This is a genomic window from Pseudomonas sp. Xaverov 83, from assembly GCF_019352905.1.
GTDB lineage: Bacteria > Pseudomonadota > Gammaproteobacteria > Pseudomonadales > Pseudomonadaceae > Aquipseudomonas > Aquipseudomonas yamanorum.
This window is the reverse complement of sequence record NZ_JAAAFU010000049.1, coordinates 269,330-292,197: the sequence shown is the minus strand read 5'-3', so window position 1 is coordinate 292,197 and position 22,868 is coordinate 269,330. Positions and strand designations below refer to the sequence as shown.

At 62.9% G+C, this 22,868-nt stretch carries 22 protein-coding genes; 10 read left to right on the top strand and 12 right to left on the bottom strand.

Annotation, left to right across the window (positions count from 1 at the left end; translation table 11 throughout):
• Window positions 1-12: 12 nt before the first annotated feature.
• The 3 genes from K0H47_RS16930 to K0H47_RS16920 all read right to left on the bottom strand — a co-directional run bounded on the left by K0H47_RS16930 (window position 13) and on the right by K0H47_RS16920 (window position 3,431).
• Entirely contained in the window at window positions 13-1,851 is a 1,839-nt protein-coding gene (locus tag K0H47_RS16930; protein WP_219273275.1) for an amidohydrolase, read from the bottom strand.
• Window positions 1,848-2,441: an antibiotic biosynthesis monooxygenase gene (locus K0H47_RS16925; protein ID WP_063031035.1), complete on the bottom strand. Its 594-nt coding sequence runs from the start codon at window positions 2,439-2,441 to the stop codon at window positions 1,848-1,850. The genes K0H47_RS16930 and K0H47_RS16925 overlap by 4 nt, the downstream gene beginning before the upstream one ends.
• Before the next feature lie 81 nt (window positions 2,442-2,522).
• Complete coding sequence (locus K0H47_RS16920; RefSeq protein ID WP_063031037.1) at window positions 2,523-3,431, bottom strand: LysR family transcriptional regulator; 909 nt, start codon at window positions 3,429-3,431, stop codon at window positions 2,523-2,525.
• Between the two features lie 205 nt (window positions 3,432-3,636).
• Here K0H47_RS16920 and K0H47_RS16915 point away from each other — a divergent pair, with 205 nt between their 5' ends.
• Complete coding sequence (locus tag K0H47_RS16915; RefSeq protein ID WP_063031039.1) at window positions 3,637-4,035, top strand: helix-turn-helix domain-containing protein; 399 nt, start codon at window positions 3,637-3,639, stop codon at window positions 4,033-4,035.
• Between the two features lie 65 nt (window positions 4,036-4,100).
• Complete coding sequence (locus K0H47_RS16910; protein WP_219273274.1) at window positions 4,101-6,893, top strand: winged helix-turn-helix domain-containing protein; 2,793 nt, start codon at window positions 4,101-4,103, stop codon at window positions 6,891-6,893.
• Here K0H47_RS16910 and K0H47_RS16905 read toward each other — a convergent pair.
• On the bottom strand, window positions 6,840-8,387 hold the full coding sequence (locus K0H47_RS16905; RefSeq protein ID WP_219273273.1) for a winged helix-turn-helix domain-containing protein: 1,548 nt from the start codon (window positions 8,385-8,387) through the stop codon (window positions 6,840-6,842). The genes K0H47_RS16910 and K0H47_RS16905 overlap by 54 nt on opposite strands.
• 88 nt (window positions 8,388-8,475) lie before the next feature.
• Window positions 8,476-9,426, bottom strand: a complete 951-nt coding sequence (locus K0H47_RS16900) for a GlxA family transcriptional regulator (RefSeq protein WP_219273272.1) — start codon at window positions 9,424-9,426, stop codon at window positions 8,476-8,478.
• A 181-nt stretch (window positions 9,427-9,607) separates the two neighbouring features.
• Between K0H47_RS16900 and K0H47_RS16895 the strand changes: the two genes are divergently transcribed.
• Window positions 9,608-10,330: a pirin family protein gene (locus tag K0H47_RS16895; RefSeq protein WP_177026522.1), complete on the top strand. Its 723-nt coding sequence runs from the start codon at window positions 9,608-9,610 to the stop codon at window positions 10,328-10,330.
• 136 nt (window positions 10,331-10,466) lie between these two features.
• A complete protein-coding gene (locus K0H47_RS16890) occupies window positions 10,467-10,814 on the top strand; it encodes a hypothetical protein (RefSeq protein ID WP_081253168.1) in 348 nt (115 codons plus the stop codon).
• 101 nt (window positions 10,815-10,915) lie between these two features.
• On the opposite strand, the gene K0H47_RS16885 is transcribed toward K0H47_RS16890, so the two are convergent.
• Window positions 10,916-11,914, bottom strand: a complete 999-nt coding sequence (locus K0H47_RS16885; protein WP_177026523.1) for a quinone oxidoreductase — start codon at window positions 11,912-11,914, stop codon at window positions 10,916-10,918.
• 102 nt (window positions 11,915-12,016) lie between these two features.
• Here K0H47_RS16885 and K0H47_RS16880 point away from each other — a divergent pair, with 102 nt between their 5' ends.
• Entirely contained in the window at window positions 12,017-12,880 is an 864-nt protein-coding gene (locus K0H47_RS16880; protein ID WP_177026524.1) for a LysR family transcriptional regulator, read from the top strand.
• Window positions 12,881-12,886: 6 nt separating this feature from the next.
• Here the strand turns inward: K0H47_RS16880 and K0H47_RS16875 are convergent, their stop codons facing one another.
• Together K0H47_RS16875 and K0H47_RS16870 are read right to left on the bottom strand one after the other, a co-directional pair.
• Window positions 12,887-13,321, bottom strand: a complete 435-nt coding sequence (locus K0H47_RS16875; RefSeq protein ID WP_081253257.1) for a cupin domain-containing protein — start codon at window positions 13,319-13,321, stop codon at window positions 12,887-12,889.
• A gap of 38 nt (window positions 13,322-13,359) precedes the next feature.
• A complete protein-coding gene (locus K0H47_RS16870; RefSeq protein ID WP_063031054.1) occupies window positions 13,360-14,355 on the bottom strand; it encodes an aldo/keto reductase in 996 nt (331 codons plus the stop codon).
• A gap of 99 nt (window positions 14,356-14,454) precedes the next feature.
• Between K0H47_RS16870 and K0H47_RS16865 the strand changes: the two genes are divergently transcribed.
• Window positions 14,455-15,348: a LysR family transcriptional regulator gene (locus K0H47_RS16865; protein ID WP_063031056.1), complete on the top strand. Its 894-nt coding sequence runs from the start codon at window positions 14,455-14,457 to the stop codon at window positions 15,346-15,348.
• Here the strand turns inward: K0H47_RS16865 and K0H47_RS16860 are convergent.
• On the bottom strand, window positions 15,336-16,229 hold the full coding sequence (locus K0H47_RS16860; protein ID WP_219273271.1) for a LysR family transcriptional regulator: 894 nt from the start codon (window positions 16,227-16,229) through the stop codon (window positions 15,336-15,338). The genes K0H47_RS16865 and K0H47_RS16860 overlap by 13 nt on opposite strands.
• Before the next feature lie 117 nt (window positions 16,230-16,346).
• Here K0H47_RS16860 and K0H47_RS16855 point away from each other — a divergent pair, with 117 nt between their 5' ends.
• Window positions 16,347-16,787, top strand: a complete 441-nt coding sequence (locus K0H47_RS16855) for a GFA family protein (RefSeq protein ID WP_093198055.1) — start codon at window positions 16,347-16,349, stop codon at window positions 16,785-16,787.
• A gap of 7 nt (window positions 16,788-16,794) precedes the next feature.
• Here the strand turns inward: K0H47_RS16855 and K0H47_RS16850 are convergent, their stop codons facing one another.
• The gene (locus K0H47_RS16850; RefSeq protein WP_093198058.1) at window positions 16,795-17,355 is read right to left on the bottom strand and encodes a histidine phosphatase family protein; all 561 of its coding nucleotides are present in this window, start codon (window positions 17,353-17,355) and stop codon (window positions 16,795-16,797) included.
• A 138-nt stretch (window positions 17,356-17,493) separates the two neighbouring features.
• On the opposite strand from K0H47_RS16850, the gene K0H47_RS16845 reads away from it, so the two are divergent.
• Window positions 17,494-18,447, top strand: a complete 954-nt coding sequence (locus K0H47_RS16845) for an aliphatic sulfonate ABC transporter substrate-binding protein (RefSeq protein WP_177072155.1) — start codon at window positions 17,494-17,496, stop codon at window positions 18,445-18,447.
• Window positions 18,448-18,589: 142 nt separating this feature from the next.
• Here the strand turns inward: K0H47_RS16845 and K0H47_RS16840 are convergent, their stop codons facing one another.
• Window positions 18,590-19,570, bottom strand: coding sequence for a sugar-binding transcriptional regulator (locus K0H47_RS16840; protein ID WP_017479041.1), 981 nt, complete (start codon window positions 19,568-19,570; stop codon window positions 18,590-18,592).
• Between the two features lie 63 nt (window positions 19,571-19,633).
• The gene (gene rpiB, locus K0H47_RS16835; RefSeq protein ID WP_003215716.1) at window positions 19,634-20,095 is read right to left on the bottom strand and encodes a ribose 5-phosphate isomerase B; all 462 of its coding nucleotides are present in this window, start codon (window positions 20,093-20,095) and stop codon (window positions 19,634-19,636) included.
• Window positions 20,096-20,379: 284 nt separating this feature from the next.
• On the opposite strand from rpiB, the gene K0H47_RS16830 reads away from it, so the two are divergent.
• Together K0H47_RS16830 and K0H47_RS16825 are read left to right on the top strand one after the other, a co-directional pair.
• Window positions 20,380-21,867: a sugar ABC transporter ATP-binding protein gene (locus tag K0H47_RS16830; RefSeq protein WP_093198065.1), complete on the top strand. Its 1,488-nt coding sequence runs from the start codon at window positions 20,380-20,382 to the stop codon at window positions 21,865-21,867.
• Window positions 21,864-22,853, top strand: coding sequence for an ABC transporter permease (locus K0H47_RS16825; RefSeq protein WP_218263484.1), 990 nt, complete (start codon window positions 21,864-21,866; stop codon window positions 22,851-22,853). Before K0H47_RS16830 ends, K0H47_RS16825 begins: the two co-directional genes overlap by 4 nt.
• The last annotated feature ends 15 nt before the right edge of the window (window positions 22,854-22,868 follow it).

The window sequence follows — 22,868 nt, the reverse complement described above, 5'->3', positions numbered from 1 at the left end:
TTGGGGTTAGATTCAGAAGGCAAAACACGAGCAGCCAAACGCGCCCCAGAAACCCTGGAAGTCGCTGACCGGCACGTTCGAAAGACGCGCCCGTTCATGGCTATGGGAATGCACGCCACAGGGGCCGCTGCATTGGTGCACCTGGGCCTGCAGCGGTGCAGTCGGGCGCCAGTGGCCCGGCACTTTGGCCACCGGCGACCAGTCCGGCAGCACGGGCACGCGAGGCGGTGCGAAGTCTTCAAAGTCGCCGGCGCCGTAGACAACCTTGCCGCCGACCACGGTGAGCACCGATTCGATCCACTTGATGGCTTCCTCGTCGACGCTGAAGAAGTCCGCCGACAGGGCCGCCACGTCCGCCAATTGGCCGACCTTGATCTGGCCTTTCTTGCCCTGCTCGGAAGAGAACCAGGCGCTGCCGTGGGTGAACAGTTCCAGGGCGGTCAGCCGGGACAAACCCTCGGCGTGCAGTTCCAGCCCGCCCACGGTGCGGCCGCTGACCATCCAGTACAGCGAGGTCCAGGGGTTGTAGCTCGACACCCGGGTGGCGTCGGTGCCAGCGCCCACCGGCACGCCCTCGGCGAGCATGCGCTTGATCGGCGGCGTGGCCTCGGCAGCCTTGGCGCCGTAGCGCTCCACAAAGTACTCACCCTGGAACGCCATGCGGTCCTGGATCGCGATACCGCCGCCCAGCGCCCGCACCCGCTCGATGTTATGCGGGGTGATGGTTTCGGCGTGGTCGAAGAACCACGGCAGGCCGTTGAACGGGATGTCGCGGTTGACCTTCTCGAACACGTCGAGCATCCGCGAGATCGACTCGTTGTAGGTGGCGTGCAGGCGGAACGGCCAGCGCTGTTCTACGAGGTGGCGCACCACCGGTTCCAGCTCCTGCTCCATGGTCAGCGGCAGGTCCGGGCGGGGTTCGAGGAAGTCTTCGAAGTCGGCCGCCGAGAACACCAGCATCTCGCCGGCGCCGTTGTGGCGCAGGTAGTCGTCGCCCTGGTGCAGGGTCACGCTGCCGGTCCAGTTCTTGAAGTCGCTGAGTTCTTCCTTGGGCTTCTGGGTGAACAGGTTGTAGGCGATGCGCACGGTCAGTTGCTGGTCCTTGGCCAACTGCTCGATCACTGCGTAGTCGTCAGGGTAGTTCTGGAAACCGCCGCCGGCGTCGATGGCACTGGTCAGCCCCAGGCGGTTGAGTTCACGCATGAACTGGCGGGTGGAATTCACCTGGTATTCCAGGGGCAGTTTCGGGCCCTTGGCCAGGGTCGCGTAGAGAATCATCGCGTTGGGCCGCGCCACCAGCATGCCGGTGGGGTTGCCGTTGTGGTCGCGCACGATCTCGCCGCCGGGCGGGTTCGGTGTGTCCTTGGTGTAGCCGGCCACCCGCAGGGCCGCGCGGTTGAGCAAGGCGCGGTCATACAGGTGCAACACGAACACCGGCGTGTCGGGGGCGGCCTGGTTGAGTTCGTCGAGGGTGGGCATGCGCTTTTCAGCGAACTGGAATTCGTTCCAGCCCCCCACCACCCTCACCCACTGCGGCGTGGGCGTGCGGTCGGCCTGGTCCTTGAGCATGCGCAGGGCATCGGCCAGGGACGGCACGCCTTCCCAGCGCAGTTCAAGGTTGTAGTTCAAGCCGCCACGGATCAGGTGCAGGTGCGAGTCGTTAAGGCCAGGGATGACGGTGCGACCCTTGAGGTCGATGACCTGGGTACCACTGCCGCGCAGGGCCATGGCTTCGCCGTCGGTGCCCACCGCGACAAAACGTCCCTGGTGGATCGCGACTGCCGTAGCGCGGGGATTTTCACGGTCCACGGTGTGGAACTGGCCATTGAACAGAATCAGATCGGCGTTCATAGGGTTTCCTTTACAGAGGCTTCAAGCCAGGGCGCGAACAGGCGGGTGGCCGCCGGCATCAGCAGGTAAACCACCAGTACAACGATGGTCAGGGTGACCAGGAAGGTGGCGACGATGTAGTTGGACAGGAACGGATGCAGCCTCAGTACCGGGCCCCAGATGATCGGTACCAGCAAGGTCAGCGGCAGGATCACCAGCAGCGTGACCACCGCCTGCTTCCAGCGCGGCGGCTTGGCGGCAGCGTCGGCCAGGGGCGAAAACCAGAACTCGTTGACCGCGCCGACTTCAGTCTGGTCGCCGTCGGCCAGCATCGGTGCCGCTTCGTTGATCAGCTCCAGGCGCTGCGGCGACTCCAGCCAGCGTTCCAGGTCATCGGTGGAGCGGTAACGCAGCACGCAGGTGAACAGCGCCAGGCCGCCCTGCTTGCTGCGCACCACGTCAACGCCGAGGTGGCCGGGGCGCTCGCCGGCAATGCGCACGATGCGCCGCAGCCAGGCTTCGTAGTCGGCTTCGTGGCCGGGTTTGATACGGTGTTTGACCACCAAGGTGACAACCTCGTCCGGGCCGCCTTGCTGCGTGACTGAGTCCATCGTGCCCCTCCCCCTGAATACGTGAGCGATGGCCGCAGTGTGGGGCGTCGCGCAGCGTAAAAATTGGATGTACGTGCTCTGTTAAAGCGTCCGGGACATGTGTTCGCCAATCCGCGATCGCAACCAGCGCTCCGCCGGATCGTTGTCGTGCACCCCGCTCCACACCATCGACAGCTCTGCCGCATCGATGGCGAACGGTGGGTCCTCGGCCCGCAACCCGCTGCCTTGGGTCAACGCGCAGGCGGCATAATCGGGCACCGTCGCAATCATTTCGCTGCCGGCCAACAGGTCCCGCAACCCACTGAATTGCGGCACCGCCAACACCACCCGCCGCGCCCGGCCAACCCGCGCCAGGTCCAAGTCAATGTTGCCGCTCAAGTCACCGGAAAACGAAACCATGGCATGGGGTCGTGAACAGTAGTCGTCGAGGGTCAACGGCTCCGGCCGGTCATCCCCCCGCAGGACCTTGCACGGAATATCCCGCAGCTTCTTGCGCTTGGCATTCGCTGGCAGCTCGGTGGTGTAGCTGACCCCCACGGAAATCTCGCCACTGGCCAACAACGCCGACATCAACAAGTAGTTCGCACGCCGCACCACCACGATGATCCCGGGCGCCTCTTCCCGCAGTTGGCTGAGCAACGGCGGGAATAATCCAAACTCGGCGTCATCCGACAGCCCGATGCGAAACACCGCGCAACTGGTGGAAGGGTCGAAATCCTTGGCGCGGCTCACGGCGCCGGAAATGATGTCCATGGCCGGTTGCAACTCCTTGAGGATCGCCACGGCCCGTGGCGTGGGTTCCATACCGCGACCATTGCGCAACAGCAGCGGGTCATCGAACAGGTCGCGCAACCGGCTCAGGGCCGCACTGACCGCTGGCTGGCCCATGAAGAGTTTTTCGGCAACCCGGGTCAGGTTCTTTTCGAACATCAGGGCCTCGAAAATCACCAGCAGGTTCATGTCGACGCGGCGCAAGTCGTTGCGATTCATAGGGTTTCCCGGGAGGTGAGCACCCCGTCAGCTAACCACGCTCAAGGCCGCTGCAATTGCATCCCTGTGCTGTCTTTTTTGCGCAGGCACCTGGCGAAATTAACAACGATTAACTCGCCAGCCAGACGGTCCGGCACCAAGAATACGGCGGTCTACACTGGATTTTCATCAACAGGAAACGCTCCCATCGACCACGGAATCTGTCATGGCCCGACTTGAGCAAATCGCACCTGCACCGCACCCCCGAGCCCCTGCCACCGGCGGCCTGTGCCCCCGCCGCGAACGCATGGTCAAGCAGTTGATCCTGGCCAACCTCGGGGACAGCCTGGAAGTCGCCGAACTGGCACGGGCCTGCGCCCTGTCCCGCAGCCATTTTTCCCGCGCGTTTAAATGCAGTACCGGCCTCTCTCCCCAGGAATGGATTCGCCAACAACGCATCCAGCGGGCCAAGGAGCTGATCATCCACTCCGCCTTGAGCCTGACCCAAATCAGCCAGGAGTGCGGATTTTGCGACCAGGCGCACTTCTGCCACATATTCAGCCGCAGCGAAGGCGTAAACCCGATGACCTGGCGTAACCACCAACTTCGCGTGATCGCCGCCTAGTGGTGATTGCACCCCAGCGCAAACCTCTGGAATATGCACCACAGACCTCGTTCCAGAGACCGCGCATGAGCAACCCCAGCGACCAGGCCATGCATTTCGGCCCCTACCGGATCCACCCGCGCCAGCGCGCGGTGCTGGAGGGTGGCCGACCGTTGCGCCTGGGCCGCCGGGCGGTGGATATCCTGCTGATTTTGCTCGAGCACGCCGGCCAGGTGGTGAGCAAGCAGGAGTTGATCGCCCGGGTCTGGCCCAGGACCGTGGTGGAGGATGGCAACCTGCGGGTGCACATGGCGGCCCTGCGCAAGGCCTTGGGCGATGGCCAGGCCGGACAGCGCTATATCGTCACCGTGGCCCAGCGTGGCTACAGTTTTGTTGCGCCCCTGAGCATCGAGCCCACGGCGTTGGAAGACGACAGCTTAGGGGCCCATCCAGGGCACAACCTGCCGCTGCGGCGCACCCGAATGCTGGGACGCCAGGCCCTGATCAAAAGCCTGGTGCAGCAGTTGCCTCAACACCGCTTCATCACCCTCACGGGGGCCGGCGGTATCGGCAAGACCACCGTCGCCTTGCGGGTGGCCGAACTGCTGATCGGCCGTTACCGCGACGGCATCCGCCTGCTGGACTTGGCCCCCCTGAACCAACCCTCGATGATCCTGCCCAACCTGGCGGCCCTGTTGGAACTCACGCTACCTAGCCACGAGCCCTTGTGCGGCCTCGCCAGCCTGCTGCGCGAGCGCCAGATGTTGTTGGTGATCGACAACTGCGAGCACCTGCTCGACGATATTGCGCTGATCAGCGAAACCCTGCTGCGCAATGCCCCCCAGCTGCACATCCTGACCACCAGCCGCGAAGCGCTGCGCGCCGAAGGCGAGTTCGTGCAACGCCTGGAGCCTCTGGCGTGCCCACCGGCCACGGGCGACCGCGCCGAAGCGATGGCGTACCCCGCGCTGCAATTGCTGGTGGAACGGGCGCGGTCGCGCTGGGACGGCTTTGAACTGAGTGACGCCGAGCTGCCCCTGGCCATCGACATCTGCCGACGCCTGGACGGCATTCCCCTGGCAATCGAGCTGGTGGCGGCGCAAATCAAACGCTTTGGCCTGCCGGGCTTGCTGGTGCAGATGGAGGATAACTTTCGCCTGTTGACCCGCGGCCGGCGCAGCGCCCTGCCCCGGCACCAGACCCTGCGCGCCACCCTGGAGTGGAGCTTCGATCTGCTGACCGCCAGCGAGCAGGTCTGCCTGCGTCGCCTGGCGGTGTTCCGGGGTGTTTTCACCCTGGAATCGGCGGCGGCAGTGATCGGCGGTGAACACATTGCGCCCACCGAGGTGCTGGGTTCGATCACGCAGTTGGTAGCCAAGTCCCTGCTCAACGTTGAGGTAGGCGATGAAGCGGTAACCTATCGACTGCTGGACATCACCCGCACCTATGCCCTGGAGAAACTCAGCGCCGCCTGCGAGCTGGAGGCCAGCCGTGAGCGCCACGCCGCCCGGTGCCTGACGCTGATGAATCAAGCGCAAGCCGACTGGGAACACGTGTCCACCCAACAGTGGCTCGACCGTTATGCCGCCTACCGCGAAGACGTGCGTGCCGCCCTCGACTGGGGCTTGAGCCAGGCAGGCTCGCCGCTGCTGGCCATCCGCTTGACGGTCAGCGCGATGCCGCTGTGGCAGGAGCTGTCGCTGCTCACCGAGCACGGTTTGTATGTGGGCAAGGCCCTGGCCCTGCTCCAGCAATCAACCTCGCCCTGCGCGCACTTGCACCTGCAACTGCAGTTGGCCCTGGGCAGTTTTTCCTATCACACCCAGGGCGCAACCCCACAGACCATCGATGCCTTTGAGCGTGCCAGGCAACTGGCAGAAAACAGCCAGGATGTCGCCGGCCAGCTCAGGGCCGTGTCCGGCCACCTGGCGGTCAACCTGTGCAGCGGCAACTACCAGCAGGCCCTGCGTCAAAGCCTGCACTTCGATCACCTGGACCCCAACGCCCCACCGCTGCTGGGTTTGAGCGCACAGCGCCTGCGGGTACTGGCGCAACATTTTGCCGGCAATCAGGCCCTGGCACGGCACAACGCCGAACAGGTGATGCAGCGCATGGCGCAGAGCGGCCACCGCAATCGGTTTACCCATGGGTTTGGCGTGCAATACGACCAGAGCGTGGCGTCGCTGACGGTGCTGGCGCGCATCCTCTGGCTCCAGGGTTTCCCGGAGCGCGCCTGGCGCACCGCCCGCCAGGCGCTGGAGCTGGCGCTGCAAATCAATCACGGCACCTCGATCTGCTACACCCTGGCCCTCGCGGGTGTCGTCATCGCTCACTACAACGGTGACGACCGAGCGGCGAGATCGATGCTGGAGCTGCTGTCACAGCAGGCGCAGAAGCACTCGGTGCTGCTGTTCGACACCTGGGCCAGGCATTACACCCTGGCGCTGGACGGCGTGGTACACGAAGAGAACGTCGAAGGCCTGGGCCTGATCAAGGACATCGTTGTGACCCTGCACACAAGGGACGTGGATGAGGCCTGCTTCGAACGGGCCCGGCGGGGCGATGCGGGGTGGTGCACCGCAGAAATCCTGCGGGTGCGCGCCGAATCCCTGCTGCACCGGGCCGACCCGCCCCCGACGCAGGTGGCTGAAAGCCTGTTGCTGGAAGCGCTGGGGCTGGCTCGTCAGCAGGGCGCCTTGGCCTGGGAACTGCGAAGCGCGCTGTCACTGGCCCGCCTATGGCAACGCGAGGGCCGGCACGCCGCCGCGCGCGACCTGTTGCGAACCGTCCACGGGCGCTTTACCGAAGGGTTTTCCACGCCGGACCTAGTGAGCGTGCGCCGCCTGCTCGACGAACTGCACCACAAAGTGCCGGCCTGAAAACGGCCCAAGATAATGCCCGTAGCCTTGCTGCAACAACCTCACCTGTGCCCCGTCACCCAGGCGGGCCAGCGCATAGGCACGTACGCTATTGAGCAGGCGATAACGCCGGGGGCCGGGACCGGGTTCGACGGTCAGCAGCGACGTGTCCACCAACCGTGCCAGCAGATAGGGCAAGTCGGCGTGTTCCAGTTCAGTACCGGCAATCAGCGCGCTCAGTCTCGGCAAAGTCACCGCCATCTTGAACAAGCCTAACTGGAGGAACAGCCAGCGCTCCGGCAGGCTCAAGCGATCGTAGGTCCAGTCCAGCGCCGCGTTCATGGATTGATGCCGCCCTACCGCGGTTCGCCGCCCGCGAGTCAGCACCAGCAAGCCGTTCGCCAACTGTAACTGCACGCCCTTGATGCCCAGGGCATCGACCTGGGCCGCTGCCAGCTCCAGGGCCAGCGGGATGCCGTCGAGGCGCCGGCAGATATCCCGCAGGGGGACCAGGTCTTGCCTGCGCAAGTCAAAGCCCTGCTGGCAGGCCTGGGCCCGGCTGACAATAAGCTGCACCGCGGGATAAGCCAGCGCGTGCTCGACAGAAGCCAATGCCGACAGCGGCGGCACCGCCATCGCAGGCACGCGCTGAACCCATTCGCCGGGCATATGCAACGCTTCGCGGCTGCTCAACAACAGCGTCACCCGGGGCGCCATTTCACGCAGGGCGGACACCAGGTTGCGACAGGCCGCCAGCGCCTGTTCGCACCCATCAAGCACCAACAGCAATTGCCGCGACGCCAGTTGCCGGCAAACGCCTTGCAACGTAGCACCCGCTTCAACCTCAATCCCGAGCGCCTTGCCCAACTGACGGAGCACGCCGGATAACTGGCTGATCCCGGCCAGCGGCACCAACCACACGCCGTCGCGATAGCGCGGCAGAACCTGTGCGGCCAGGTACAGCGCCAGGGTAGTTTTGCCGATGCCGGCGCCCCCGGTGAGCGTCATCAGCGTTTGCCCCGGCAATCGCCGGGCAAGGGCGCGCGCCAGCGGCTCCAGGCCGAGCACCGGCACCAGGCGTGCTGGCAGGTTATGTTGAGGTAAGGGCTGTACAGCTTCTGCCTGCATGGGTGGCGTCGCGACAAAACAATAACCGCGCTGCGGCACGTTGATGATGTAGCACCGCCCGCCCTCGCCATCGGCCAAGGCACGGCGCAGGGCCGCGATGTGCACCCGCAGGTTGTTCTCCTCCACCACGCTGCTGGGCCACACCCGTGCGATCAGGACCGCCTTGCTGACAAACTGCCCCGCCTGCTCCACCAGCACCGCGAGAATGTCCAGCGCACGCCCGCCCAGCGGCAGCGGCCGGCCCTCTGCGCACACCAGGCGCTGCTGGGGGTAGAACGTGAAGGGTCCGAAGCGCACTGAGCATTCCGGTTCAATCGTATGAAGGCTGTTCATGCTCGTCAAAGCGCTGAAACACCCGTTCTTGGGCGCCTGCGCATCCTTTTCCATGGGACTGACCGCTATCTTGCCAGCTACCGGTGACAGGACAATGCTGGCACGGGGATCCACACGGACATTCAGGTGCGCCGGACGGACATCAGCTGAATTGCTGGCGGTATTGGGTCGGGTTCAAGCCGAGTTTTTCACTGAACAGAGACCGCATATGCCGCACGCTGCCAAACCCCGCGTGAAACGCTACGGTCTTGAGCGGCAGGTCGGTGCTTTCCAGCAAGTGCCGGGCACGATCGATGCGCGCACCTTGCAGGAACGCCATCGGGGTCATCTGCACTTCCTTGGCGAACACCCGCGCAAAGTGCCGTGTGCTCATACCTGCCAATTGCGCCATGGACTCGATGGTAAAGGCCTGGTCCAGTCGCTCCAGCACCTGGTTCTGCACCCGAGTAATCGCGGTTTCCTGAGGGGCCACCGCTGCGGTCATCGAGCTGAACTGGGCCTGGCCACCCTGGCGTTTCATGACCACCAACAACACTTTGGCCACGTCGACAGCCACCTGCTTGCCGTGGTCCTGGGCCACGATGGACAGCGCCAGGTCGATGCCCGCCGTCACGCCGCCCGAGGTGATTAGCCGGCCGTCCTGCAGGTAGATACGGTCGGTCTCAACGATGGCCTTGGGAAAGGCCCTGATCAGCCGTTCGGTGTAATGCCAGTGGGTGGTCACGTGCTGGCCGTCCAGCAAGCCCGCATACCCCAGCACAAAGGCGCCGGTGCAGATGGAGCCGAATCGTCGGGCGCGGGGCGCAGCGGCCTTGAGCCAGGGCAACAGGGCGGGATGGCATTCTTTGTAGGCGCCAGGGCCACCGGGGACCAACAGCAAGTCATACGCCTCAAGGGCCTCGTCCAGCTGCAGGTCGGGGTGTACCACCACGCCATTGGAGGCTCGCAGTGGCCCGGGCTCGGTACCGATGGTCAGGATCTGATAATGGGCTGGCGGTTCAAGGTAGCGATTGGCAATGGAGAACACCTCCAGCGGCCCGGCCATATCGAGCAGAAGGAAATCAGGAAACAGCGCCATGGCCACGGTTTTCATTGTCAGGAGTTGCCCGTTCAGGAGGTGAATCCGAGCATTATGGCACGTCACTCACTGTCAACTCATACAGGACAGTCATTCTGATTTCAGCTTCTTAATCAACCGTCTGATAACCAGTAATCTTCTCCTCACACCGAAGCCCTGCATCTCGCAGCCAAGCTTCCCTTGAGGAGAACACCCCATGCTGACCCTTCGCAAAGCCTCGGAACGCGGCGCCGCCAATCACGGTTGGTTGAAGTCGTTCCACACCTTCTCGTTTGCGAACTACTGGAATCCCAAGGAACAGGGTTTTTCCGACCTGCTGGTGATCAACGATGACCGGGTTGCCGCCGGCAAGGGCTTCGGCCAACACCCGCACCGCGACATGGAGATTTTCTCCTATGTGCTCGAAGGCGCCCTGGAACACAAGGACACCCTGGGCACCGGTTCGGTGATTCGCCCCGGCGATGTGCAACTGATGAGCGCCGGCAGCGGCGTGGCCCACAGCGAGTTCAACCACAGCCATACCCAGGGCGTGCACTTCCTGCAAATCTGGATCGTGCCGGCGGTGGCGGGCGCCGAACCGCGCTATCAGCAGGAGCACTTCACCGAGGCGCAGAAACGCGGCCGGTTGCAGTTGATCATCTCGCCGGAAGGCACCGACGGCTCCCTCGGCGTGCGCCAGGATGCGCGGGTGTATGCCGGGCTGTTCAACGGCTTTGAAACCGCCAGCCTGCCATTGGCTCCGGAACGCTATGCCTACATCCATGTGGCGCGGGGCAGCGTTGAAGTCAACGGCCAACGCTTGCACGAAGGCGACGGTGCCCGAGTGCGCGATGAGCGGGAGATTCACCTGAGCCATGGCGAGAACGCCGAGGTGCTGGTGTTCGACCTGCGCCCTCAGGAACTGCCTGAAATGCCGTGATAGTCGGCGCGATGGTCCGCGAAAACGGGCCATCGCTGGCGTCGATAGTCACCATCAGCCCAATGAAGTTCTCTAAAAAAATCCACCGCGTAACATCGCATCCATACCAACCAATGACATCCCGGAGCACACTCTCATGAAACGCCAACTCTTGCTTAGCCTCGCTTTCTCGGTACTTGCTGTAAGCGCCTTTACCCAACCTGCCCTCGCTGAAGGCGGCGCAGATCGCCTGATGGACAGCCGCGTGGCTGAGGGTGGTTCTGACCGTTTGCTGGAACGTCGCGTTGCTGAAGGGGGTTCTGATCGCCTGCTGGAACGTCGCGTTGCTGAAGGGGGCTCTGATCGCCTGCTGGAACGTCGCGTCGCTGAAGGTGGTGCTGATCGTCTTCAAGAAAACCGCGTCGCTGAAGGTGGTGCAGACCGTCTTCAAGAAAACCGCGTAGCCGAAGGTGGTGCAGACCGCCTGATGGAAAACCGCGCGTAACCCCTGTCGTTCGCGGTTCACCCCCAGCCGGCCTGATCAGCCGGCTTTTTTTCGCCTGCTATTAACTGATCCTCACAAGCGCCACACAAGCTCTCTCGCCATTACTGGAGTTCACGGTCCAGCCACACCACCGCCTTGCCAATCTGCTGCCGTGCCTCAATCCGCGCGTGCACCTGCTGCACGTTTTCCAGCGCGTAATGCCCTTCGATATCCACTGTCAGCGAACCTTCGAGCATCGCCGCGAACACCGCATTGGCACGCCGTTGCACGGTCGGGCCGTCGGCCATGTGGTCGTTGAGTCGTGGGCGCGTCAGGAACAGTGAACCGGCTTCCCCCAACTCCATCGGGTCCAGATCAGTGATCGAACCGGAAACGTTGCCGTAATTCACGATCAAACCGCGCGTGCGGCATGCCCTGAAACTCTCGCGCAAGGTGGCCTTGCCCACCGAATCGAACACCACATCCACACCCTGCCCCTGCGTGGCCTCCAACACCCGCTCGGCAAACCCATCGTATAGCCAGGCGTGATCGGCACCGCGTTCAAGGGCAATCGCACACTTTTCGACGCTGCTGCCGGTGGTGAACACCGTGGCACCGAGTCGATGGGCCATTTGCACCAGCAACTGGCCGATACTGCCGGAAGCCGCGTGGATCAAGCAGCAGTTGCCCGCCTGCAACCGCGCGACCTCTTCAATCAGGTAGTGGGCGGTGCAGCCCTGGAACATCGCTGCAGCCGCCTGATCGAAGCCGATCGCATTGGGAATCTGCGCCACTCGCTCGGCAGGTACGCTGGCGTATTCAGCGAACGCGCCCCAGGCAATGCACCAGGCCACCCGATCACCCGGCGCCAGGTGGCTCACACCCTCGCCCACCGCAACCACCACACCGGCCCCTTCCATACCCAGGATGCACGGCAGCCGTACCGGATAGGTGACCGACGTGGCGTACTTGCCCTGGCGAGTGTGCACATCCATGAAATTGATCCCGGCGCAGGCCACCTTGATCAATACGTGGCCGGGTGTCACTGGGGGTTTGGGCACATCAAGGCGCAGCTGAACGACCTCCGGGCCGCCATAGGTTTCAAGGGTGAGGGCTTTCATCGCGGGACAACTCCGTTTGCGGTGGGAATGCGCCATGGTAAAAGGCGGGACTCTGTACGAGAATTCCCCAACAACTCCCACCCTCCGTGCGGAAATAACCCGATGTTCGACTGGCAGGATCTGTATTTCTTCACCGTACTGGCGCGCACCCAGTCGCTGTCGGCTGCCGCCCGCGAGCTGCAGGTGGAACACGCCACCGTTGGCCGCCGCGTCGATGCCCTGGAAAAAGCCCTCGGCGTAAAGTTGGTGGATCGCCTGCCCCGCAGCCGACCGTTGACCGAGGAAGGCCTGGCATTGGCGAAGATGGCAGCAGGCATGGGCGAGATGGCCACCGAAGTGATGCGCCTGTCCCGCGTGGCCTCCATCGAGGTGGCCGGCACCGTGCGGGTCAGTTGTCCGCCGTCGATTGCCATCCACTGCATCGCGCCCCATGTCGCACGATTCAGGACGCAGTATCCCAAGCTGAATATCGTGTTGATGTCCTCGACAACACTCGCCGCCCTCGACAAAGGCGAAGCCGACATTGCCCTGCGCACGGTGCGTCCCGATGAGGAAGCGCTGGTACGCAGAAAGGTCGGCGCCGTGCGCTTCGGCCTCTATGCCACGCCCGAGCTCAAACAACTGCCTGCTGAACAGTGGGCATTCATTGCCTATGACGCCACCCGCGACCACCTGCCCCAACAGGCGTGGATGCATCAGGTGCGCGGCAACCGCACGATTGCCTTCGCCGCCAGCGACCTGATCACCCAGCAAATGGCCGCCCGCGCCCAGGTGGGTGCAGTGGTGTTGCCCACGCTGGTGGGGGATCACGACGGGGCATTGGTGCGGTTGGCAACAAACACCGAAGGCCCGGTTCGCGATATCTGGCTGACGGTTTACCCGGATATGCGCCGCTCGCCTTCGGTGAAAGTGGTGATGGAGTTTTTGGTGAGTTGTATTGAAGGCGAGCCGCAGTTGCGGCGCTGAAGCGGATTACTGCGCCGCGTACTGTTCGTCGCTGACCTGCTCCATCCAGTCCACCACCTTGCCATCGAGCATTTCGTTAATCGCAATATGGGTCATGGCGGTGTTGGCCGTGGCGCCATGCCAATGCTTGACCCCGGGCGCAATCCAGACCGTGTCGCCGGGGCGGATTGCCCGTACCGGTTGGCCCCATTCCTGAACCTGGCCCAGGCCTGCGGTCACGATCAACGTCTGGCCCAGCGGATGGGTGTGCCACGCGGTACGCGCGCCCGGTTCAAAGGTGACGAAGGCCCCGGTGACGCGTGCCGCGTCGGTGCCCTTGAAGGGTGAATCGACGCGTACCGTGCCGGTGAAATAATCCGCCGGGCCTTTTGCAGAGGGCTGGGAACCGTTGGGCGTGATGGTCAGCATGGGCGTCTCCTGTGCGGGTGAATCGAGTGCCATTAATGACAATGAAAGCGCGGTGGCGGCGAGGCTGGTGTTCATAGGCCGGTCATCCTTTCCAGGGCTTCGGGATAGCGGTCGCCATGCACGGCGATGTTGGCAGCGGCGACGTCCAGTTCACTGAGCTCCGTCGCGCTGAGCTGCACTTCGATCGCCCCCAGGTTTTCCGTCAGGCGCGAGGTTTTGGTGGTGCCTGGAATCGGTACGATCCAGGGCTTCTGGGCCAGCAACCAGGCCAGTGCAATCTGCGAGGGCGTGGCGTTTTTTCGCTGGGCAACCTGGCGCAGCAACTCCACCAGGGCCTGGTTGGCCTGCAAAGCGTCAGGCGTGAACCTGGGCAAACTGCTGCGAAAATCCGAGCTGTCAAAGGTGCTCTGACTGTCGAACTTGCCGGTCAGGAAGCCTTTGCCCAACGGGCTATAGGGCACCAGGCCAATGCCCAGTTCCTCCAGCAGCGGCAGCACCTCGGCCTCCGGCTTGCGCCACCACAGGGAGTACTCACTTTGCAGAGCGGTCACCGGCTGAACGGCATGGGCGCGGCGGATGGTCGAGGCGCCGGCTTCCGACAAGCCGAAGTGCTTGACCTTGCCCTCCTGAATCAAATCCTTCACGGCACCGGCCACCTCTTCGATCGGCACATTCGGATCAACCCGGTGCTGATAAAACAGGTCGATAACATCGGTCTTCAGGCGTTTCAGAGAGGCTTCAGCTACCTGGCGGATATGTTCGGGGCGGCTGTCGAGACCGGACCATTTGCCATTGCCGGACGGGTCCGGGGCAAATCCGAACTTGGTGGCGATCACCACCTGCTCACGCAGCGGTGACAGGGCTTCGCCCAGCAGTTCTTCATTGATGAACGGGCCATAGACTTCGGCGGTATCGAAGAAGGTCACGCCTTGTTCAACCGCATTGCGCAGCAAGGCAATCATCTGCTGTTTGTCGGCCGCAGGGCCGTAGCCAAAGCTCATGCCCATGCAACCGAGCCCCAGGGCCGAGACTTCAAGTTGGCTGTTACCGAGTGTGCGTCTGCGCATGGTCATTCTCCGGGTAAGGGGACTGAATCCAATCTAACAGTTACGAATTGTGATAATTAGCCGCTAGAATCTGAAAATACTTATGAGGATGACTCACCAATGCTCAGGGAAAACGCCAATGACCTGCTCGCCTTTCTGGCGGTAGCCCGTGAGCGCAGCTTTACCAAGGCGGCGGCCAAACTCGGGGTTTCCCAATCGGCGCTGAGCCATACCATCCGCGCCCTGGAGGCGCGCCTGGGGCTGCGCCTGCTGACCCGCACCACCCGCAGCGTGTCACCCACCGAAGCGGGGCAGCACTTGATCGATACGGTCGGGCCGCACTTCGATGAAATCCAGGTGGGGCTTGAAGGCCTGAGTAATTTGCGCGACCGGCCGTCCGGCACCATTCGCATCAACGCCATGGACCACGCGCTGGAATTCATCCTGTGGCCGGTGTTGAAACCGTTCCTGGCGCAGTACCCGGACATCGCCGTGGAGGTATGTTGCGACTATGGCTTTGTCGACATCGCCGCCCATGGTTTCGACGCCGGTGTACGGCTTGGGGAAGACGTGGCCCAGGGCATGATTGCCACGCGCATCAGCCCCGACATGCGCATGCTGGTGGTGGGCTCACCGGCCTACTTCGCCCAGCGCCCGATCCCCCGCACGCCCCGGGACTTGACCGATCACGCCTGCAACAACTTGCGCCTACCCACCAATGGCGGTCTGTATGTGTGGGAATTCAAGAAAGGCGACGAAAGCCTGAATGTGCGGGTGTCTGGCCAGGTGACCTTCAATGGCGTGTACCCATTGCTCAAGGCAGCGGTCGACGGCTTGGGCTTGAGTTACGTGCCTGCCGACTTGGTGGCGCCTTATCTGGCGGACGGGCGACTGGTGCAGGTACTGGATGACTGGTGTGCGCCGTTTGCCGGCTTTCACCTGTACTACCCCAGCCGCCGCCAGACCTCGCCCGCGTTTGCGCTGTTGGTGGACGCACTGCGTTATCGCGGCTGAAGGAAATCCGTCAGGGCCGAGCCCAACCCATCGAACACCACGGCGATGCGCGGGACCTTGCGCATGTCCTGGTGCATGGCGATCCACACGTCAACCTTGAAATCCACCTGCGCGGGCAACACCCGCACCAGCCCGTGACGTTGTGCCACCTGGGCTGAACACACGCCGATCCCCAGCCCCGCACGCAACGCGGCCAACTGCGCGAGGTGATCGTCGGTGCGAATCACCGTACTGGGCGCCGAACAGTCGAAACCGCGCTCACCCAGAAATTCGATCTCCAGCAAGTTGCGGTCCGGCCCGATCAGCGGGTAGCTGTGCAATTGCGCAACGGTGTCCGGCGTGCCCTGCTCTGCCAGCAATTCTGGCGCGGCGTACAACCCGACTTGCAGGTCGCCGACCTTGCGCGCGACCACGGTGGATTCGACCGGGCGACGGATGCGTACGGCGACGTCGGCCTCTTGCCGGGCAAGCGCCTGCAGTCGATTGGATACGCTCAGCTCGATGGCCAATTGCGGATGATCACGGCGCAGGCTGCGCAACATTGGCGGCAGCACTTCAACGCCCAGCAGCTTGCCGCTGGTGAGCCGCACCGTGCCGCCGGCGAGCGCCGTGTCGGCCGAGGCTGCGCGGTTAAAGGCGTTGGCCGCAACGGCCATCGCTTCAACATGGCTGATCAGATCCTTGGCCGTGTCGGTGGGCAATAGCCCGGCGGGTGAGCGGATAAACAGGCTGACCCCGACGCTCTGCTCCAGCGCCTCGATCCGTCGCCGCGCGGTGGCCTGGGCGATCCCCAGCAAACGGGCTGCGCCCGACAGGCTGCCGGTGCGCAACACGGCGAGGAAGGCGCGCTGGGTTTCCCATTGGAGTTGCGGGGCGTTCATACATTTCCTGTGAGCCGCTGGGCAGTTTTGGCGGATGTTCTTTGTTCGGGGGCTGCGGCATGCTGGCGAGCATAACCGATGGGGCTTTCGCCCTCACTTTGCACAGGATCGTTTTTGATGACACTCACCGGCCAATGTCGCTGCGCCCGCGTGACCTACACCCTCGATACCGACGCGCCGCTGGCGGTGTATGCCTGCCATTGCCGCCACTGCCAGACCTGGAGCGGCAGCGCGTTTGCCCTGCATGCGCTGTTGCCAGCGGATGCGCTGCGGGTTGAAGGTTCGCTGACGGAATATGCCTATGACGTCGATGGGCAGCGTTCGGAACATCGGTTGTGCGGGGTGTGCCATACGCGGATCTGCAACACCACGACGGCCGCGCCGGGGTTGGTTGTGCTGCGGGTCGGGACACTGGATGAGAGCCCGTCCGTGCAGCCGGTGGCGCACATTTGGCTGCGGCACAAGCAACCGTGGATAACGCTGGCGGAGGGCGTTCCGACCTGGCCGGAAAGCCCTACGCCCCAGGCGTTTGCGCAGGCGTTGAGCGTTCCCCTGTAGACATGACTCACACAAACCCTGTGGCGATGTCGAGACTCAGCACTTCGCCATTGCGCAACTGCCATTCGAAGAAGTCTGAGAAATCATCGCGAACCAATGCGCGAATTGCCTTGGCGACAACCCCATGGGCAACCAGCACCACCACCTGTTGCCCATGGTTCACCAGCAACTGATTCAATCCGCCCCGGATACGCTCGACGAACTGCGAGATTGACTCACCGTCCGTGGGCGCCCGCTCCCATTGCCGGGTAATATTCTGCGCCCAAAGGTCGGGATAACGCTGCGCGGCTTCCACCTGGGTCAGTCCCTCAAACACCCCCACGCCGCGCTCACGAAACGCATCCCGCGTATGCAGTTGCAGCCCATCATCCGTAAACACAATGGCCGCCGTTTGCTGGGCCCTACGCAGCGGCGAGACGATGACAGCGTCGATCTGCGCCGGCAATTTTTCCCGCAACTCCCGCGCCTGCAGCACGCCCCGTTCGTTGAGATCAATGTCCAGCGAGCCCTGGTAACGCCCCTCGGCATTGGCTTGAGTTTCGCCGTGACGAACAACATACAACTGCATACCGCCCTCCTTCATCCTGACGCTGAAAGGCCGCGAACGGCGCATCCGATAAAGCCCTAAGCTAAGACCGAAAAATTATTTATCGAATAATTTTTAGAACAATAAGCTGACCTTAATCCATTAAGAGTCGAGCACGCCATGCCCCTGTTTTCGCTCCATCGCCTTTTCATCACTGGCCTGGCCACGCTGGGCCTCTGCACCGCCCTGAGTGCACACGCCCAGGAAACCGTGCGCATCGGTTACCAGAAATCCTCGACCCTGATCACCTTGCTGAAAACCCAGGGCACCCTGGAAAAAGCCCTCAAGACCGACGGCATCGACGTGACCTGGCACGAGTTCCCCAGCGGCCTGCCGCTGCTGGAAGCGCTCAACGTCGGTAACGTGGATATCAGCGCTGACGTGGCCGACACCGTGCCGATCTTTGCCCAGGCCGCCCAGGCCAAGCTCACCTACTTCGCCCAGGAAGCGCCCTCGCCCCAAGCCCAGGCGATCGTGGTGCGCAAGGACTCGCCGATCCAGCAACTGGCGGACTTGAAAGGCAAGAAAATCGCCGTGACCAAGGCCGCCGGCACTCACTATTTATTGATCGCTGCCTTGAACAAGGCGGGGCTGGCCTTCTCCGATATCGAGCCGGCGTACCTGACGCCCGCCGATGGTCGCGCTGCGTTTGAAAACAACAAGGTTGATGCCTGGGTCACGTGGGAACCGTTCCTCACCAGCGTGCAGCGCCAACTGCCCACCCGCACCCTTGCGGACGGTACCGGGCTGGCCAGTTACAAGCGCTATTACCTGACGGGCACGCCCTATGCCAAGGCGCATCCCGAAGTGCTGAAGCTGGTTTACGAGCAGTTGCACCAGGCTGGCGAGTGGGTGAAGAGTCACCCGCGGGATGCCGCGAAAGTGCTGGGGCCTTTGTGGGGCAACCTGGATGTGGAGACTGTCGAGGCGGCCAATGCTCATCGTAGTTATGAGGTGCAGCCGGTGACGCTGGATCAGTTGGGTGAACAGCAGAAGATTGCGGATGCGTTCTTCAAGGCGGGGTTGTTACCCAAGGCGGTGGATGCGCAGGATGTGCAGGTGTGGAAACCCTGAGGCAGTCAACGGTGGGAGCCGGGCTTGCCCGCGATGCAGACAGCTCGGTACTCCAGTCATACCGCAGTGATGCCATCGCAGCCTCGCCATGGCTCGACAGCGCCCACAGTTGATGTTCAGGGCCTGGACTATCGGGGGGGTGTCAGCTTTTACGCGTCGCATCATCCAGCGCAAGGATGGTATGAGCATTGGTCACCGTGGTCGCCAGGGTATTGATCACCCCCGACCGCAACGCCCCCAGCGTCGCCGCCGCCTTGGTATTTTCACTCGCAATCGCCACCACGTCCGGAATGCGGAACAGCTCCTGCACCGTCAACCCGATCACCCGCCCTTGAATCGCATTGACCGCCGGCTGGCCATGAATGTCGATGAAGTCATAGCCCATCATGTCGCCCACCGTACCGGATAACCGCGCCTGGGCGATTTCCTGGGGTGAGAACCAACCCATGCGCACCATGTTGCTGTTTTCACTCATGTCGCCGATGCCGATCAACGCCATGTCGGCACGGCGGGCACGGTCAAGGGTGGAACGCACCGTATCGTTGCTGATCAACACCCCCCGCAGTTCCGGGTTGGCCACCAGGGCCGGGGCGTACAAGCTTTCACTCTCGCCGCCAAAGCGCAGGGCCAGGCGCCGGCAGATGTGGTCAGGGTTCATGTATTCGCCCGCCTTGAGCGAACCGCCAATGGCGCACACAAACGTGCAGTTGCGGGTCACCGGCAGGAACACATTATCAGCCACCGCACCGACGTTACGGCCCATGCCGACCGCGACGATCATGCCGTCGCTGAGGGTTTTGTTCAGGTAGTTGGCCACCAGGCTGGCAACCGCCGAACGCTGGGTGTCGGGGTCGCTGTGGTCGACTGCGATCAAGGCGCGGTCCAGCTGGAAGCGATCCACCAGCGCCTGTTCCAATTCGTTGTTCATCGCCGGATGCTGCAACACCCGCACCTCGACGATGCCTTCATCTCGTGCGCGTTTGAGCAGGCGGCTGACTTTTGCCCGGGACAGGTCGAAGCGCTTGGCGATGGCTTCCTGAGTGACGTTCTCAAGGTAATAGAGCATCGCCACTTCGGTCATCAGGTCGATGTCGCTGGCGATGCGCTGGGTACTGTCACTCATGGGCACGGGCTTCCGTTTCGGTGTCAAAGGCGCATTCTCCCGACTCTTGCCCCGTTCCGTCCACTACTGATGCCCGTCACGCTCGATCGCGTTGATGCGGTCGACCTTGGCCCCGGAACGCGCAGCTTCGAACTCCGACTCCAGGAACGACTTGACGATGCTCTTGGCCAGTTCCGCGCCGATCACCCGTGCACCGATGGACAGGATCTGCGCATCGTTGCTCTTGCGCGCCCGCTCCGCCGAATAGGTGTCGTGGGCCTGGGCTGCACGAATCCCCAGGACTTTGTTGGCCGAGATAGCCATGCCGATGCCGGTGCCGCACACCAGCACCCCCAGCCGCTGTTCACCGGCATTGATCGCCGTGGCCACCGCCAGGGCGATGTCCGGGTACAGCACCGGCGCCGTGGAGTGGGTGCCAAAGTCGGTCACCGGGTAACCCAGCGCCTCGATATGGCGCTTCAACAGTTCTTTAAGCTCATAACCCGCTTCATCGCATCCGATAGCCACCGGGAAAGGTGTGTTCATGGCGTTTGGCTCCGCTGCCGTTTTGGGTACTTTCGAATGATCATATGATCACTCAATGAAATTTCGCTCAGTCATTTCTCGGATATCCGAAGCGCCCTGTCAAGCAAGATTTAGCTGACCTTGCAGTCAAAGCCCTCTAAACCGGTACACTTTGCGCAAATCCGCCCATTTACAACTTTTCAGTGAAAGAGATTGACTGATCAGAATTTCATTTGATACACATATGATCACAGCGAAACATGACTGTGCGACCTAATAAGAATTCACAGCACGAGGACACGCCGATGGCCACGCCATTACTGCTCCAGGCTGAACACGTCGCCAAGGCTTACGCCGGGATCCCTGCCCTGCGTGAGGGGCGCCTCTCTCTGCGTGCCGGCAGCGTCCACGCCCTGTGCGGCGGCAATGGCGCAGGCAAGTCGACTTTCCTGAGCATCCTGATGGGCATCACCCAACGTGACACCGGGACCATCCTGCTCAATGGCTCACCCGTTCAGTTCAACCGCCCCAGCGAAGCATTGGCGGCGGGGATCGCGATGATCACCCAGGAACTGGAACCCATCCCCTACATGACCGTCGCCGAAAACATCTGGCTGGGCCGCGAACCGCGCCGCGCCGGCTGCATCGTCGACAGCAAGGAGCTCAACCGGCGCACTCGCGAGCTGCTGGAAGGCCTGGAGTTCGACGTCGACGCCACCAGCCCCATGCACCGTCTGAGCGTGGCGCAGATCCAGTTGGTGGAGATCGCCAAGGCATTCAGCCACGACTGCCAGGTGATGATCATGGACGAGCCCACCTCGGCCATCGGCGAGCGTGAGGCCGAAACCCTGTTCAAGGCGATCCGCCGCCTCACCGCCCGTGGTGCCGGCATCATCTATGTGTCGCATCGCCTCAGTGAACTGGCGCAGATTGCCGACGACTACAGCATCTTTCGTGACGGTGCTTTCGTTGAGACCGGGCGCATGGCCGATATCGACCGCGCCCATCTGGTACGCGGCATCGTGGGCCAGGAACTCACCCGCATCGACCACAAGGTCGGCCGCGAATGCGCCGCCGAATGCTGCCTGGACGTCGACAGCCTGAGCCGCGCCGGCGAGTTCCAGGACATCAGCCTGCAACTGCGCCAAGGCGAAATTCTGGGTATCTACGGGCTGATGGGCTCAGGCCGCAGTGAATTCCTCAACTGCATCTACGGCCTGACCACCCCGGACTCCGGCAGCGTGACCCTGCAAGGCAAACCGATGCCCATCGGCCTGCCCAAGGCAACGATCCAGGCCGGCATGTCACTGGTCACCGAAGACCGCAAAGACAGCGGCCTGGTGCTCAGCGGCAGCATCCTCTCGAACATCGCGTTGTCGGCCTACAAGCAGCTGTCGAGCTGGTCGCTGATCAACGCGCGCAAGGAAAACCAGCTGGCCCAGGACATGGTCAAGCGCCTGCAGATCAAGACCGCCTCCCTGGACCTGCCGGTGGAATCCATGAGCGGCGGCAACCAGCAAAAAGTGGTGCTCGCCAAATGCCTGTCGACCCAGCCGATCTGCCTGCTGTGCGACGAGCCGACCCGAGGCATCGACGAAGGTGCCAAGCAGGAGATCTATCACCTGCTGGACCAGTTCGTGCGCGCCGGTGGCGCGGCGATTGTGGTGTCGTCCGAAGCCCCGGAGTTGCTGCACCTGAGTGACCGTATTGCCGTGTTCAAAGGCGGAAGGCTGGTGACCATCAGCAGCGATACCGCCCTTTCCCAGGAAGCCTTGTTGAGTCTTGCCTCATGAATGCCAAATCACTTTCTACACCTGCAGCCGCCCCCGTCACGACCGCACCCCGCAGTCGCCTGCGATGGTCCCTTGACCGCTTCGGCCTGCCGCTGGTGTTTATCCTGCTGTGCCTGGTGATGGCCTTCGCCAGCGAATACTTCATGACCTGGCGCAACTGGATGGACATCCTGCGCCAGACCTCGATCAACGGGATTCTCGCCGTGGGCATGACCTACGTGATCCTGACCAAGGGCATCGACCTGTCAGTGGGCTCGATCCTGGCGTTTGCCGGGTTGTGCAGTGCCATGGTGGCGACCCAAGGGTATGGCGTGCTGGCGGCGGTCAGCGCCGGGATGTTCGCCGGGGCGATGCTCGGGGTGGTGAACGGCTTTATGGTCGCCAACCTGTCGATCCCACCCTTTGTCGCGACCTTGGGCATGTTGAGCATTGCCCGGGGCATGACCTTCATCCTCAACGACGGCAGCCCGATCACCGACCTGCCCGACGCGTACCTGGCGCTGGGCATCGGCAAGATCGGCCCGATTGGCGTGCCCATCGTGATCTTCGCCGTGGTCGCGCTGATCTTCTGGATGGTGCTGCGCTACACCACCTACGGCCGCTATGTGTACGCGGTGGGCGGCAACGAGAAGAGCGCGCGCACCTCCGGGATCGGCGTGCGCAAGGTGATGTTTTCGGTGTACGTGGTCTCGGGGTTGCTCGCCGGGTTGGCCGGTGTGGTGCTGTCGGCGCGCACCACCTCCGCCCTGCCCCAGGCGGGCACTTCTTATGAGTTGGACGCGATTGCCGCGGTGGTGATCGGCGGCACCAGCCTGTCGGGCGGTACCGGCACGATTGTCGGCACGCTGTTTGGTGCACTGCTGATCGGTGTGATCAACAACGGCCTGAATCTGCTCGGCGTGTCCTCCTATTACCAGCAGGTCGCCAAGGGCCTGATCATCGTGTTCGCAGTATTGATTGATGTGTGGCGCAAGAAAAAACGCTAGTCGCTTTTCCTCGAA

Coding starts and splice junctions, on each gene's coding strand:
- K0H47_RS16840 (WP_017479041.1), bottom strand. CDS start 19,570: ATGAGTGACAGTACCCAGCGCATCGCCAGCGACATCGACCTGATGACC.
- K0H47_RS16920 (WP_063031037.1), bottom strand. CDS start 3,431: ATGAATCGCAACGACTTGCGCCGCGTCGACATGAACCTGCTGGTGATT.
- K0H47_RS16875 (WP_081253257.1), bottom strand. CDS start 13,321: ATGGCACTCGATTCACCCGCACAGGAGACGCCCATGCTGACCATCACG.
- K0H47_RS16825 (WP_218263484.1), top strand. CDS start 21,864: ATGAATGCCAAATCACTTTCTACACCTGCAGCCGCCCCCGTCACGACC.
- K0H47_RS16895 (WP_177026522.1), top strand. CDS start 9,608: ATGCTGACCCTTCGCAAAGCCTCGGAACGCGGCGCCGCCAATCACGGT.
- K0H47_RS16830 (WP_093198065.1), top strand. CDS start 20,380: ATGGCCACGCCATTACTGCTCCAGGCTGAACACGTCGCCAAGGCTTAC.
- K0H47_RS16910 (WP_219273274.1), top strand. CDS start 4,101: ATGAGCAACCCCAGCGACCAGGCCATGCATTTCGGCCCCTACCGGATC.
- K0H47_RS16930 (WP_219273275.1), bottom strand. CDS start 1,851: ATGAACGCCGATCTGATTCTGTTCAATGGCCAGTTCCACACCGTGGAC.
- K0H47_RS16905 (WP_219273273.1), bottom strand. CDS start 8,387: ATGGAAAAGGATGCGCAGGCGCCCAAGAACGGGTGTTTCAGCGCTTTG.
- K0H47_RS16900 (WP_219273272.1), bottom strand. CDS start 9,426: ATGAAAACCGTGGCCATGGCGCTGTTTCCTGATTTCCTTCTGCTCGAT.
- K0H47_RS16915 (WP_063031039.1), top strand. CDS start 3,637: ATGGCCCGACTTGAGCAAATCGCACCTGCACCGCACCCCCGAGCCCCT.
- K0H47_RS16865 (WP_063031056.1), top strand. CDS start 14,455: ATGCTCAGGGAAAACGCCAATGACCTGCTCGCCTTTCTGGCGGTAGCC.
- K0H47_RS16885 (WP_177026523.1), bottom strand. CDS start 11,914: ATGAAAGCCCTCACCCTTGAAACCTATGGCGGCCCGGAGGTCGTTCAG.
- K0H47_RS16870 (WP_063031054.1), bottom strand. CDS start 14,355: ATGCGCAGACGCACACTCGGTAACAGCCAACTTGAAGTCTCGGCCCTG.
- K0H47_RS16855 (WP_093198055.1), top strand. CDS start 16,347: ATGACACTCACCGGCCAATGTCGCTGCGCCCGCGTGACCTACACCCTC.
- K0H47_RS16925 (WP_063031035.1), bottom strand. CDS start 2,441: ATGGACTCAGTCACGCAGCAAGGCGGCCCGGACGAGGTTGTCACCTTG.
- K0H47_RS16880 (WP_177026524.1), top strand. CDS start 12,017: ATGTTCGACTGGCAGGATCTGTATTTCTTCACCGTACTGGCGCGCACC.
- K0H47_RS16850 (WP_093198058.1), bottom strand. CDS start 17,355: ATGCAGTTGTATGTTGTTCGTCACGGCGAAACTCAAGCCAATGCCGAG.
- rpiB (WP_003215716.1), bottom strand. CDS start 20,095: ATGAACACACCTTTCCCGGTGGCTATCGGATGCGATGAAGCGGGTTAT.
- K0H47_RS16845 (WP_177072155.1), top strand. CDS start 17,494: ATGCCCCTGTTTTCGCTCCATCGCCTTTTCATCACTGGCCTGGCCACG.
- K0H47_RS16890 (WP_081253168.1), top strand. CDS start 10,467: ATGAAACGCCAACTCTTGCTTAGCCTCGCTTTCTCGGTACTTGCTGTA.
- K0H47_RS16860 (WP_219273271.1), bottom strand. CDS start 16,229: ATGAACGCCCCGCAACTCCAATGGGAAACCCAGCGCGCCTTCCTCGCC.